12 protein-coding genes are annotated in these 13,022 nt (G+C 59.7%); 6 read left to right on the top strand and 6 right to left on the bottom strand.

What is annotated here, in order from left to right; genetic code table 11:
* The first annotated feature begins 577 nt into the window (after positions 1-577).
* Positions 578-970 (top strand): GFA family protein, encoded by a 393-nt coding sequence (locus ACM6IN_RS10215; RefSeq protein WP_414915918.1) that lies wholly within the window; start codon positions 578-580, stop codon positions 968-970.
* 350 nt (positions 971-1,320) lie between these two features.
* Here the strand turns inward: ACM6IN_RS10215 and ACM6IN_RS10220 are convergent, their stop codons facing one another.
* On the bottom strand, positions 1,321-2,151 hold the full coding sequence (locus ACM6IN_RS10220; RefSeq protein ID WP_095118413.1) for an alpha/beta fold hydrolase: 831 nt from the start codon (positions 2,149-2,151) through the stop codon (positions 1,321-1,323).
* A 266-nt stretch (positions 2,152-2,417) separates the two neighbouring features.
* On the opposite strand from ACM6IN_RS10220, the gene ACM6IN_RS10225 reads away from it, so the two are divergent.
* From ACM6IN_RS10225 to ACM6IN_RS10240, 4 genes are read left to right on the top strand one after another with little or no spacing between them, the layout of a single operon-like run.
* Positions 2,418-2,873 carry a (2Fe-2S)-binding protein gene (locus tag ACM6IN_RS10225; protein ID WP_003224136.1) on the top strand — a complete coding sequence of 152 codons (456 nt, stop codon included), beginning with the start codon at positions 2,418-2,420 and terminating at the stop codon, positions 2,871-2,873.
* Between the two features lie 22 nt (positions 2,874-2,895).
* The gene (locus tag ACM6IN_RS10230) at positions 2,896-5,058 is read left to right on the top strand and encodes a molybdopterin cofactor-binding domain-containing protein (protein ID WP_414915919.1); all 2,163 of its coding nucleotides are present in this window, start codon (positions 2,896-2,898) and stop codon (positions 5,056-5,058) included.
* Between the two features lies 1 nt (position 5,059).
* On the top strand, positions 5,060-5,638 hold the full coding sequence (locus tag ACM6IN_RS10235; protein WP_123376734.1) for a hypothetical protein: 579 nt from the start codon (positions 5,060-5,062) through the stop codon (positions 5,636-5,638).
* A gap of 55 nt (positions 5,639-5,693) precedes the next feature.
* Entirely contained in the window at positions 5,694-6,659 is a 966-nt protein-coding gene (locus ACM6IN_RS10240) for a sensor domain-containing diguanylate cyclase (protein ID WP_095111842.1), read from the top strand.
* Positions 6,660-6,932: 273 nt separating this feature from the next.
* On the opposite strand, the gene ACM6IN_RS10245 is transcribed toward ACM6IN_RS10240, so the two are convergent.
* Positions 6,933-7,358 (bottom strand): VOC family protein, encoded by a 426-nt coding sequence (locus tag ACM6IN_RS10245; protein ID WP_007910594.1) that lies wholly within the window; start codon positions 7,356-7,358, stop codon positions 6,933-6,935.
* 109 nt (positions 7,359-7,467) lie between these two features.
* Here ACM6IN_RS10245 and ACM6IN_RS10250 point away from each other — a divergent pair, with 109 nt between their 5' ends.
* Positions 7,468-8,322, top strand: coding sequence for a LysR family transcriptional regulator (locus ACM6IN_RS10250; RefSeq protein WP_414915920.1), 855 nt, complete (start codon positions 7,468-7,470; stop codon positions 8,320-8,322).
* A gap of 179 nt (positions 8,323-8,501) precedes the next feature.
* On the opposite strand, the gene fabI is transcribed toward ACM6IN_RS10250, so the two are convergent.
* From fabI to ACM6IN_RS10270, 4 genes are read right to left on the bottom strand one after another with little or no spacing between them, the layout of a single operon-like run.
* Positions 8,502-9,296 (bottom strand): enoyl-ACP reductase FabI, encoded by a 795-nt coding sequence (gene fabI / locus ACM6IN_RS10255; protein WP_007910591.1) that lies wholly within the window; start codon positions 9,294-9,296, stop codon positions 8,502-8,504.
* A 19-nt stretch (positions 9,297-9,315) separates the two neighbouring features.
* The gene (locus ACM6IN_RS10260) at positions 9,316-10,926 is read right to left on the bottom strand and encodes an ABC transporter ATP-binding protein (protein WP_273915542.1); all 1,611 of its coding nucleotides are present in this window, start codon (positions 10,924-10,926) and stop codon (positions 9,316-9,318) included.
* Position 10,927: 1 nt separating this feature from the next.
* Positions 10,928-11,947, bottom strand: coding sequence for an ABC transporter permease (locus ACM6IN_RS10265; protein WP_414915921.1), 1,020 nt, complete (start codon positions 11,945-11,947; stop codon positions 10,928-10,930).
* Position 11,948: 1 nt separating this feature from the next.
* A complete protein-coding gene (locus tag ACM6IN_RS10270) occupies positions 11,949-13,022 on the bottom strand; it encodes a microcin C ABC transporter permease YejB (protein ID WP_007910584.1) in 1,074 nt (357 codons plus the stop codon).

A 13,022-nucleotide genomic window follows, 5' to 3' on the forward strand; every position in this document is an offset into this window, starting at 1 on the left:
GGCGGGTGGCGGCCATGCGCGGGTTGGTAGACCGGTCAAATCGGGAAACCCGGCGCTCACGGAGGAGCCCCACGCATGCCCACCATTCAAAGCCATAACCTCAAAAAAGGAGACAGCATCGACGATGTCGCAACAACGACAATTTGAAGCGGGCTACCAAACCCGATCACTGTTTTGCAGTGACAGGCAAACGATATAGCCCGGCCCATAGCCGTGTAAGCCGGCGGATTCTGGCGTACGCGTAGGTAACGACGCAAGGTGTTGTAGGGAGGAGGGCGTAACGGTTTGTGTGCTTTAAACGTGATCACGGCTTCGTGTTTATTGATGAAAATACTGGATGGCGGGGGCTTTGGGTTTTGCGGTGTGTCAGTGCGATTCCCCCCTCACCCCAGCCCTCTCCCCCAAAGGGGGCGAGGGGGAAAGGGAGCAGATCTCCAGGCCTTTCAAAACCTGAGTTCGACTCGGTATCTCAAGTCGGTGCAACTTGCACATTCAGCGCGGTCAGTTCCCTCTACCTCTGGGAGAGGGTTAGGGTGAGGGCTGTCGGTAATATAAAAATCTGAAGAGGAGGTGTGACATGAATCGATCGACCGGCGGATGCCTATGCGGCGATGTCCGTTTCGAAGTGACAGGTCAGCCCTACCGAGTCGGCATCTGCCACTGCCTCGATTGCCGCAAACGTCACGGCACGCTCTTTCACACCTCGGCCATATTTCCCGAGGATGCGTTGAAAGTCACCGGCGAAACCCGCAACTACAACGGGCGCTTTTTCTGCCCCCGCTGCGGCTCACCGGTGTTCACGCGTTCCGAAGATGAAGTAGAGGTCAACGTCGGATCGCTCGATGAGCCTAATCAGTTCAAGCCCACCTATGAACTCTGGACCATCCGCCGCGAGGCGTGGCTGCCGGCGCTTCCACTGGCTCACCACTACGAACGTGATCGCGAAAGCACGGGGCGTACCGAAGAATAGTTGCAACCCTCAGCCGACCTTTGTGGGATCACAGCTAGCCTGCTAGCGAATGCGCTAGTTCAGCCAACACCTTCTTTGGCAGACCCGTCGCCATCGCCAGCAGGCTGGCTTCTACAAGGGATTGGTGTGGATCACAGAATTGCGGGTTGGCACAAAACACTGTGGGAGCTGGCTTGCCAGCGATAGCGGTAGGTCAGGCAACAACGATGTTGAAGGTGCCGCCGCCTTCGCTGGCAAGCCAGCTCCCACAGGAATTGAGGTGGGTTGAGGATTTTTGGTGTGACAAATAGCTAATAGGGGAGCCAGCAGGCTGGCTGCCACAGAGATAAGTGTCAGGCACCGGTCCATTTTCAGCCGCGAATAAAGGCTAAAAGATCCGCGTTAATCGTTTCGGCCTCCGTCGTCGGCATCCCGTGCGGGAACCCCGGATACGATTTCAACGTGCCGTTCGGCAGCAGTTTCGCCGACAACGGCCCCGAATCCGCGTACGGCACAATCTGGTCATCCTCGCCATGCATCACCAGCACCGGCACGGTGACTTTCTTCAAGTCCTCGGTGAAATCCGTCTGCGAGAACGCCACGATCCCGTCGTAATGCGCCTTCGCCCCACCGATCATGCCCTGACGCCACCAGTTGGCAATGATCCCCTCTGAAGGCGTGGCACCCGGCCGGTTGTAGCCATAAAACGGCCCGGTCGGAATATCGCGATAAAACTGCGCGCGATTCGCCGCCAGTTGTGCCTGAAAATCATCGAACACCGACTTCGGCAGCCCACCCGGATTGCTCTCGGTCTGCACCATCAACGGTGGCACCGCACTGATCAGCACGCCTTTGGCCACATTGTCCTGGCCATGCCGGGCGATGTAATGAATCACCTCACCGCCACCGGTCGAGTGACCGACATGCACCACGTTCTTCAGGCCCAGATGATTAACCACGGCCAGCGTATCGTCGGCGTAATGATCCATATCGTGCCCGTCCCAGACCTGGCTCGAACGCCCATGCCCACGGCGATCATGGGCAACCACCCGAAAGCCCTTGCCGAGGAAAAACAGCATCTGCGCATCCCAATCGTCGGAACTGAGCGGCCAGCCGTGGTGGAAGTGGATCACTGGCGCGTCTTTCGGGCCCCAGTCCTTGTAGAAAATCTCGACGCCGTCTTTGCTGGTGACAAATCCCATGTTCGCAACTCCAGACCAATCTGATGGATAACCCGCGTGGTAATCGCGGACCGGTTTCGCTCATGACGAGTTTTCTACTGTGCAGGCTCGGTGAGAGTCGTTATCAACTGTAGGATTAAAGTCGACATCTGCATGACCGGTGGTCGCAACGTCTGGCTTCGTACGCAAATTAGGCTTTGCTGAAAGGGATAAGCCGAGGCGCGCGTAGGCATCGATGGCCACAGCGGCGCCCCTTCAGAACACCGTGAGTCTGAGGAATTTCCCCGATGCTGACCTTGAATATCAATGGCAAGGATCAGGAGCTCGATGTCCCCGCGGACATGCCGTTGCTCTGGGTCCTGCGCGATGTCGCGCACCTGACCGGCACCAAATTCGGCTGCGGCATGGCCCAGTGCGGGGCCTGCACCGTGCACGTTGACGGCGCGCCGTTGCGCGCCTGCATCACCCCCGCGACTGCCGTGGCCCATGGACAAAAAATTCTTACCATCGAAGGCCTGTCCACCGACGGCTCGCACCCGGTGCAGCAAGCCTGGGCCGAACTCGACGTGGTGCAGTGCGGTTACTGCCAGTCGGGGCAGATCATGTCTGCCGCGGCCTTATTGGCGAAAATCCCCAAACCCACCGACAGCGATATCGATCAGGCGCTCTCCGGCAATATTTGCCGCTGCGGCACCTATCCCCGGATTCGCGCAGCGGTTAAGCGTGCGTCGGAAATCGGCTGATTCAATCTGTGGGAGATAGACGATGAACAGTCCTGTATCGCGTCGGGGTTTTCTCAAGGGCAGTGCCGTGTTGGGCGGCGGGTTGGTGGTGGCGTTTGTCGTCCCCGGCGGCCACAAATTTGCCTATGCGGCGGAGAATGAAGGCAAGGTTTTCGCGCCGAATGCGTTCCTGCGCATTGCCGCTGACAACAGCGTCACCGTTTTACTGGGCCATTCGGAGATGGGCCAGGGCATCTGGACCGGCCTGACCATGTTGATTGCCGAAGAACTGGACGCGGACTGGTCGAAGATCCGCGTTGAACACTCGCCGGCGTCAGCGGCGGATTACGGCATGCCGGGGTTTGGCGGCATGCAGATTACCGGCGGCTCGACGTCGACGTGGATGGAGTTCGACCGTTATCGACTGGCAGGCGCGACGGCGCGGCAAATGCTGGTAGAGGCAGCGGCGAAGCGCTTTGAAGTGGCACCGTCGGCGATTCGTACCGAATCGGGCGTGGTCATCGCTGGTGACAAGCGCGCGACTTACGGCGAGCTGGCAGATGCCGCCGGACAACTGCCGGTGCCGGATCCCAAATCGATCACTTTCAAGGAAGCCAAGGACTGGAAAATTATCGGCAAACCGACCAAGCGCCTCGATACCCCGGAGAAAATCACCGGTCGCGCCAAGTTCGGCATGGACGTGCAGTTTGAAGGCCTGATGACCGCGATGGTTGCGCGGCCACCGGTATTTGGTGCCAGCGTTAAATCCTTCGAAGGTGCTGAAGCGCTGGCGGTGCCGGGCGTGCACAAAGTGGTGCAGGTGCCGAGCGGGGTCGCGGTGATTGCTGATCATTACTGGGCGGCGAAACTGGGCCGTGATGCGCTGAAAGTCGATTGGGAATTGGGGCCGAATGCGGACCTGAGCAGCGAGAAACTGCTGGCGAGCTTCCGTAAATTGGCCACGACACAAGGCACGTCGGCGAGTCAGGCCGGGGATGCCAAGGGCAGTTTTGGCAAAGCGGCGAAGAAGATCGATGTCGAATACAGCGTGCCGTATCTGGCTCACGCGCCGATGGAACCGCTCAACTGCACGGTGAAGATCAGCGCTGAAAAATGCGAAATCTGGACCGGCACGCAGTTTCAGACGCTCGATCAAATGGTCGCCGGCAAGATCACCGGGCTGAAACCGGAGCAGGTCGAGATCCACACCGAATTCCTGGGCGGCGGTTTCGGGCGCCGGGCCAACCCGACTTCAGACTTTGTCGCCGAAGCCGTGCAAGTGGCTAAAGCCGCGGCCATGCCGGTGAAAACCGTGTGGTCGCGGGAAGACGATATTCGTGGCGGTTACTACCGCTCGATGTTCCTGCATCAGGCGCGGATCGGGCTCGGTGCCGATGGCCTGCCGTCGAGCTGGCAGCATGTATTGGTCGGGCAGTCGATCATGGCCGGCACGATGCTGGAAAAAACCATGGTCAAGAACGGCGTTGATGCAACGTCGGTCGAAGGCGTTTCCGACAGCCCTTATGTCAAAGCCCTGGCCAACCACCAGGTCGATCTGCATTCACCGCAAACCGGGATCAATGTGCTGTGGCTGCGCTCGGTAGGTCACAGCCACACGGCGTTTGTCATGGAATCGCTGATCGATGAGATGGCCACGGCGGCAGGCAAAGATCCGGTGGAGTACCGACGCACCTTGCTCAAGGAGCATCCTCGGCATTTGGGCGTGCTCAATCTGGCGGTGGAGAAAGCCAACTGGAAAGCACCGTTGCCGGACGGCCATGCGCTAGGCGTGGCGGTGCACGAGTCGTTCGGCAGCTACGTGGCGCAGGTCGCCGAGGTGTCGCAGGACAATCTGGCGATTCGCGTGCATCGCGTGGTCTGCGCGGTGGACTGCGGGATCGCGGTGAATCCACAGAGCATCGCGGCGCAGATGGAGTCGTGCATCACTTTCGGTCTGGGCATGGCGCTGCACAGCAAGCTGACGCTCAAGGACGGCGCGGTCGTGCAGTCCAACTATCACGATTATCAGGTGCTGCGGCTCAACGAGATGCCGGTGGTGGAAGTGCACATCGTGCCCAGCAGCGACAAACCCGGCGGCATCGGCGAGGCCGGTGTGCCGCCGACCGCGCCGGCGGTGGCCAACGCGGTGTTCGCTCTGACCGGGCAGCGCCTGCGCGAGTTGCCGCTGCAACTGTCGGGGGTGTGAGATGAAACGACATCTAGTGTTGGGCACGGTGGTTTTACTGGGGCTGGGCGGTTATGCCTCGGACCTGTTCGCCGATGATCAGGAAGCGCTGAAAGCGTTCGGCACGGTGCAGAAAGTTTTCCAGAGCCCGCGTTGCCAGAACTGCCATATTCCCGGTGATTCGCCGTTGCAGTTCGACGCTGGCATCCCCCACGCCATGAACGTGGTGCGCGGCATGGACGGCAAGGGCGCCGCCGGTTTGCCGTGCGCGACCTGTCACGCGGAAAACAATCCGCCGGCCAGTTACGGCCCGCATGCACCGCCGGGTGCGCCGCACTGGAGCCTGCCGCCGGCGGCGCACAAAATGGCCTGGATCGGCCTGCCGCCGGACAAACTCTGCGCGATGATCAAAGATCGTTCGAGCAATGGTGATCGCGACTTTGCCGCGCTGATCAAACACGTCAGCGAAGACAAACTGGTGCTGTGGGGCTGGAACCCCGGGGCCGGGCGTGCACCCGTGCCAGTGCCGCACGATATTTTTGTCGCGCAATTCAAGCTGTGGGCCGAGGCGGGCGGGCCATGCCCGGTGGCGCAAATGTGAGCCATTGCCAAATTAGCGCTACGCTTGAAAGCATTGTTGCCAATGGAGTGTGCTGATGCTGGTTCCAGGAAAACCTGCGAATGAAACGGCGCGCGTTCAAGCGTTGCACGGTCTTGAACTGCTCGATTCCGCCCCTGAAGAGCGTTTCGACCGACTGACACGGTTGGCGAAACGCCTGTTCAATGTGCCGATTGCACTGGTGACGCTGGTCGACACCAACCGGCAGTGGTTCAAATCGTGTGTGGGGCTTGATGTCAGCGAAACGCCGAGGGATGTTTCATTCTGCGGCCATGCAATTCTTAACGACGGCCTGCTGTTGGTGCCGGACGCCCGCGAGGATGTGCGCTTCCATGACAACCCGCTGGTCACCGGCGCGCCGAACATTCGCTTCTACGCCGGTTACCCGCTGACTGTGCCCAATGGCAATAAAATGGGCACGCTGTGCCTGATCGACACCAAGCCCCGCGACCTCGACCAGGAAGAGCGTGCGCTGTTGCGTGATCTGGCGGAAATGGCCGAGCAAGAGTTGGCTGCTGTGCAGATCGCGAGCATGGATGAATTGACCTTGCTGTCCAATCGCCGTGGTTTCAAGCAACTGGCGCAGCATGCGCTGGACGCCTGCGCGCGCCTGGAACGGCCGGCAACCTTGCTGTTTTTCGACCTCAATGACTTCAAGCAGATCAACGATCTGTATGGGCATGCCGAAGGTGACAGTGCGCTGAAGACCTTCGCCGATGTGCTGCGTATTGCCTTTCGCGAAAGTGACGTGGTCGGGCGGCTCGGTGGCGATGAGTTCGTTGCGCTGCTGACCGGCTCCAGCCATGTCGAAACCACAGCGATCATGGCGCGGCTCAAGGATATTCTCGAAGAGCGCAATGCCACGTTGCATCGCGGGTATGCGATTCGCTTCAGCGTCGGGCAGATCGAGTACGACGCCAAGCGCCATGAGACCGTGGATCGGCTGCTGGCGGATGCCGATAGTGCGATGTATGTGCACAAGCAGGCCTTGAAGCGTTGTTGATTCGGGCCTCATCGCTGGCAAGTCGAATCGTCGCACCGCAGCTCCCACAGGGATCTGCAGTGAACCGGGATTTTGTGAACACCCGAGAAACCTGTGGGAGCTGGCTTGCCAGCGATGGCGTCCGCACATTCAACATCGTCATCGGCTGACCCACCGCCATCGCGAGCAGGCTCACTCCTACAATGGTGTCGGGTGTTCTCAAAATCCCGGTTCACCACAAATCCATGTGGGAACTAGCCTGCTAGCGAATGCGTCAGCCCGAACCATACATATCTATTTGGCAAACAACTGCCCAATGTCCTTGAACGCCTTGAACTCCAGCGCATTGCCGCACGGGTCAAACAGAAACATCGTCGCCTGTTCCCCGACCAAACCCTGAAAGCGAATTCCCGGCTCAATCACAAACTTGGTCTCGAGCGACTGCAAACGCTCGGCCAGCGCCTCCCATTCCTGCATCCCCAACACCACGCCAAAATGCGGCACTGGTACGTCATGCCCATCGACGGCGTTGGTGTGCGCGGCTTCCTGCGAGGCGTTTTTCGGTGCCAGGTGAATCACCAGTTGATGACCAAAGAAATTGAAATCGACCCAGTGATCACTGGAGCGACCTTCCTCCAGACCAAACACCTCGCGATAAAAGTGCCGTGCGGCTGCGAGGTCATACACCGGAATGGCCAGATGAAAAGGGCTGAGCTGCATAGTGGGATTCTCGATCGGTTCGGTTGACTGAGTTTAGTGCTGTGAAATGTGATTGAAAGACGATAGTTTTTGCGCCGAGCTCAAATTATTTCGATCAGTCGAGGTGCGCATGCTGCGTGAACTGAAGACCTTTCTTGCCGTGGCGCGGCATGGCACTTTCGCTGCGGCGGGGTTGCACATTGGCCTGACGCAATCGGCAGTCAGCGCGCAAATCCGCAATCTTGAACAGGCCTTGGGGATTCGCCTGTTCGACCGCACGGGCCGCCAGGCAATGCTCAATCCGGCGGGGCAGCGGGCGGTGCCGATGGCGCAGGAAATGCTGGCGATTTTTGGCCGCATGGCGGTCAGCGAGGACGTCAGTGAGTTTCGCGGCGAGCTGAAAATCGGTGCCGTGGCCACTGCGCAAACCGGGTTGTTGCCTCAGGCGTTGTTGCGCTTGCGTCAACAGGCACCGGGGCTTGAGCCAAAACTGGTGCCGGGCGTTTCGTTGAACCTGCTCAGTCAGGTGGATGCCGGCGAAGTTGATCTGGCAATCATGATCAAGCCGCCGTTCGAACTGCCCAAAGAGCTGTCGGCGCAGGTGATCCGGCGTGAGCCGTTTGTGTTGATCGTGCCATCGCAGGTCGATGGCGACGATGCGCTGCGGTTACTCGCCGAACGGCCGCATGTGCGCTACGACCGCAATTCGTTTGGCGGGCGATTGGTGACGCGGTTTCTGCGCGAGCAGCGCATAGAGGTCAACGTAGCGCTGGAGTTGGATGAACTGGAAGCGATCGTGAAAATGGTCGAGTCGGGGCTGGGTGTTTCACTGCTGCCCAAAGCAGGGCTGTGGCTGGACCATCCGCTCAAGGTCAGGATCATCGAGCTGGGCGAACTGACGTTCTATCGTGAGATGGTTTTGCTGCAGCGTTACAGTCAGCGCAATCAGCCGATTCAAAAGCTGTTCGCACAATGTCTGGAGTAACCCCAATCCCCTTGTAGGAGTGAGCCTGCTCGCGATCGCGGTGGTCCAGAGACATGAATGTTGCTGACCCGACGCCATCGCGAGCAGGCTCACTCCTACAAGGGATTTGGGTTGTTCAAGAAATAGCAGGCATAAAAAAACCCGCCAGATTGGCGGGTTTTTTATTGGCTAAGCGAAGATCACTCTTCGATGTTGCCCATGGCGGTGGTGTTGAAGCCGCCGTCGACGTACATGATTTCACCGCTGATGCCCGACGCCAGGTCGGAGCACAGGAAGGCGCCGGCGTTGCCGACTTCGTCGATGGTGACGTTGCGACGCAGCGGGGTTTGCGCTTCGTTGGCGGCCAGCATCTTGCGGAAGTTCTTGATGCCCGAGGCTGCCAGGGTACGGATCGGACCAGCCGATACGCAGTTGACGCGGGTGCCGTCCGGGCCCAGGGAGCCGGCCAGGTAACGTACGCCAGCTTCCAGCGAAGCCTTGGCCATGCCCATCACGTTGTAGTTAGGCATGGTGCGTTCGGCGCCCAGGTACGACAGGGTCAGCAGGCTGCCGTTGCGGCCTTTCATCATTTCGCGGCCGGCCTTGGCCAGGGCCACGAAGCTGTAGGCGCTGATGTCGTGAGCGATGCGGAAACCGTCACGGGTGGTGGCTTCGGTGAAGTCGCCATCCAGTTGGTCGCCCGGGGCGAAACCAACGGAGTGGACGATGCAATCCAGGCCGTCCCACTTCTTGCTCAGTGCTTCGAAGACCTTGGCGATTTCTTCATCGCTGGCCACGTCGCACGGGAAGCACAGCTCAGGGCTCGAACCCCAGCCTTGGGCGAATTCTTCAACACGACCTTTCAGTTTGTCGTTCTGATAAGTGAAGGCAAGCTCAGCGCCCTCGCGATGCATGGCGGCAGCGATGCCGGATGCGATGGACAGCTTGCTGGCGACACCGACGATCAGTACGCGCTTACCGGCGAGAAAACCCATGTGTTGCTCCTCTTTCAGGTTATTGCGCAGTGGCTGGTGCCAAAAAAGCGGCTTCCAGCAACTGCTGTGTATACGGATGTTGGGGGGCGGCAAAAATACTTTGCGCGTCTCCCTGTTCGACCACTTGGCCATGCTTGACCACCATCAGCTGGTGGCTCAGCGCTTTCACCACAGCCAGGTCATGGCTGATAAACAAATACGTCAGGTTGTACTTGGCTTGCAGTGAACGCAACAGCTCCACCACTTGCCGCTGCACCGTCCGGTCGAGCGCCGACGTCGGCTCGTCCAGCAGGATCAGCGCCGGTTTCAGCACCAAAGCCCGGGCAATGGCGATTCGTTGCCGTTGCCCACCGGAAAATTCGTGGGGGTAGCGGTGCCGGGTTTCCGGATCCAGACCTACCTCCTTCAATGCCGCAATAATCGCCGCCTCTTGCTCCTCGGCGGTGCCCATCTTGTGAATCCGCAGGCCTTCGCCAACGATGTCGCTGACACACATGCGCGGGCTCAGGCTGCCAAACGGGTCCTGAAACACCACCTGCATCTGCCGACGCAACGGGCGAACCTCGTTCTGCGTCAGGCAGTCTAGCTGCTTGCCTTCAAAGCGGATCGCGCCTTTGCTGCCGATCAGCCGCAAAATCGCCAGACCCAGCGTGGATTTGCCGGAACCGCTTTCCCCGACAATCCCCAGGGTCTGACCCTGAGGCAGGCTGAAATTGATGCCGTCCACTGCCTTGACGTGATCCACCGTGCGCTTGAGCAGGCCTTTCTTGATCGGGAACCAGACTTTCAGGTCCTCGACCTCAAGCAGCGGCGCGCCGATTTTATTGCTCGCCGGGCCTCCGCTGGGCTCCGCGCCGAGCAATTCCCGAGTGTACGGATGCTGCGGCGAACGGAACAGCTCTGCGCACGATGCCTGTTCGACGATGCAACCGCGCTGCATGACACATACGCGATGCGCAATTCTTCGCACCAGGTTCAAATCGTGACTGATCAGTAACAGCGACATGCCCAATCTGGCCTGCAATTCCTTGAGCAAATCGAGGATTTTCAGCTGAACGGTCACGTCCAGCGCCGTAGTCGGCTCGTCGGCAATCAGCAATTCCGGCTCGTTGGCCAGGGCCATGGCGATCATCACCCGCTGACGCTGGCCACCGGACAATTCGTGGGGCAGGGCCTTGAGACGCTTGTGCGGCTCGGGGATGCCGACCATCTCCAGCAGTTCCAGCGTGCGTTTGGTCGCCACTTTGCCGGTCAGGCCCTTGTGGATGCCGAGGACTTCGTTGATCTGCTTCTCGATCGAGTGCAGCGGATTCAGCGAGGTCATCGGCTCCTGAAAGATCATCGCGATACGATTACCGCGAATGTGGCGAATGGTTTTTTCACTGAGGCCCAGCAGGTTTTGCCCGGCGTAGTTGATGCTGCCGGCCGGATGGCGGGCCATCGGGTAGGGCAGCAGGCGCAGGATTGAGTGCGCGGTCACCGATTTGCCCGAGCCGGATTCGCCGACCAGCGCGAGGGTTTCGCCGCGCTTGATGTCGAAGCTCACGCCTTCGACGACCCGGTGCACGCGCTCGCCGAAACCGAACTCGACGGCGAGGTCGCGCACTTCGATCAGATTGTCCTGATTCATTTCACTTCCTCGGGTCGAAGGCATCGCGAGCGGACTCGCCGATAAACACCAGCAAACTCAACATCAATGCGAGTACGGCGAAGGCACTCATGCCCAGCCACGGCGCTTGCAGGTTGGATTTGCCCTGGGCGACCAGTTCACCCAGCGACGGACTGCCGGCCGGCAAGCCGAAACCGAGGAAGTCCAAAGCGGTGAGGGTGCCGATGGCGCCGGTGAGGATGAACGGCATAAACGTCATGGTCGAGACCATCGCGTTGGGCAGAATGTGGCGGAACATGATCGCGCCGTTCTGCATGCCCAGCGCCCGCGCGGCGCGCACGTATTCGAGGTTGCGGCCACGGAGGAACTCGGCGCGCACCACGTCGACCAGGCTCATCCACGAGAACAGCAGCATGATCCCCAGCAGCCACCAGAAATTCGGCTGGACGAAACTGGCGAGGATGATCAGCAGATACAGCACCGGCAAACCCGACCAGATTTCCAGAAAACGTTGGCCGGCCAGATCGACCCAGCCGCCATAGAAACCCTGCAAGGCCCCGGCAATCACGCCGATGATCGAACTCAACACGGTCAACGTCAGCGCAAAAAGCACCGAAATGCGGAAGCCATAAATCACCCGCGCCAACACATCGCGACCCTGATCGTCAGTACCCAGCAGATTGTCCGCCGACGGTGGCGCGGGCGCCGGGACTTTCAAGTCGTAGTTGATGCTCTGATAGCTGTAGGGAATCGGCGCCCACACCACCCACGCATCCTTGGCCTTGAGCAGTTCGCGGATGTACGGGCTCTTATAGTTGGCTTCCAGCGGGAATTCGCCGCCGAAGGCGGTTTCCGGGTAGCGCTTGATCGCCGGGAAGTACCAGTTGTTGTCGTAATGCACCACCAGCGGCTTGTCGTTGGCGATCAGCTCGGCACCGAGGCTCAGGCCGAACAGGATCAGAAACAGCCACAGCGACCACCAGCCGCGCTTGTTGGCTTTGAACAGTTCGAAGCGGCGGCGGTTGAGAGGGGACAGGTTCATCTCAATGCTCCCGGCTTTCGAAGTCGATGCGCGGATCGACCAAGGTGTAGGTGAGGTCGCCGATCAGTTTCACCACCAGCCCCAGCAGGGTGAAGATGAACAGGGTGCCGAACACCACCGGGTAATCGCGGTTGATCGCCGCTTCGAAACTCATCAGACCCAAACCGTCGAGGGAAAAGATCACTTCGACCAGCAAGGAGCCTGTGAAGAAGATGCCGATGAACGCCGACGGGAAACCGGCAATCACCAACAGCATGGCGTTGCGGAACACGTGGCCGTAGAGCACACGGTGGCGGGTCAGGCCTTTGGCCTTGGCGGTGACCACGTACTGCTTGTTGATCTCGTCGAGGAAGCTGTTTTTGGTCAGCAGGGTCATGGTCGCGAAGTTGCCGATCACCAGCGCAGTCACCGGCAACGCCAAGTGCCAGAAGTAATCGAGGATCTTGCCGCCGAAACTCAGTTCATCGAAGTTGTTCGAGGTCAGGCCCCTTAGCGGGAACCAGTCGAGATAACTGCCGCCGGCAAACACCACGATCAGCAGGATCGCAAAGAGGAACGCCGGGATCGCGTAACCGACGATGATCGCCGAACTGGTCCACACATCGAAGTGGCTGCCATGCCGCGTGGCCTTGGCGATCCCCAGCGGGATCGACACCAGGTACATGATCAGCGTGCTCCACAGCCCCAGCGAGATCGACACCGGCATCTTTTCCTTGATCAGGTCGATGACCTTGGCGTCGCGGAAAAAACTGTCGCCGAAATCCAGCTGCGCGTAGTTCTTGACCATGATCCACAGACGTTCCGGGGCCGATTTGTCGAACCCGTACATGTGCTCGATTTCCTTGATCAGCGCCGGGTCCAGGCCCTGCGCGCCGCGATAGGACGAACCAGCCACGGACACCTCGGCACCGCCGCCGGCAATGCGGCTGGTGGCGCCTTCGAAGCCTTCGAGCTTGGCGATCATCTGTTCCACCGGGCCACCGGGCGCGGCCTGAATGATCACGAAGTTGATCAGCAGAATGCCGAACAGCGTCGGGATGATCAGCAGCAGTCGCCGAAAAATATACGCCAGCAT

The sequence above is a fragment of the Pseudomonas sp. IT-P395 genome, assembly GCF_949767675.1.
In the GTDB taxonomy this organism is placed as follows: domain Bacteria; phylum Pseudomonadota; class Gammaproteobacteria; order Pseudomonadales; family Pseudomonadaceae; genus Aquipseudomonas.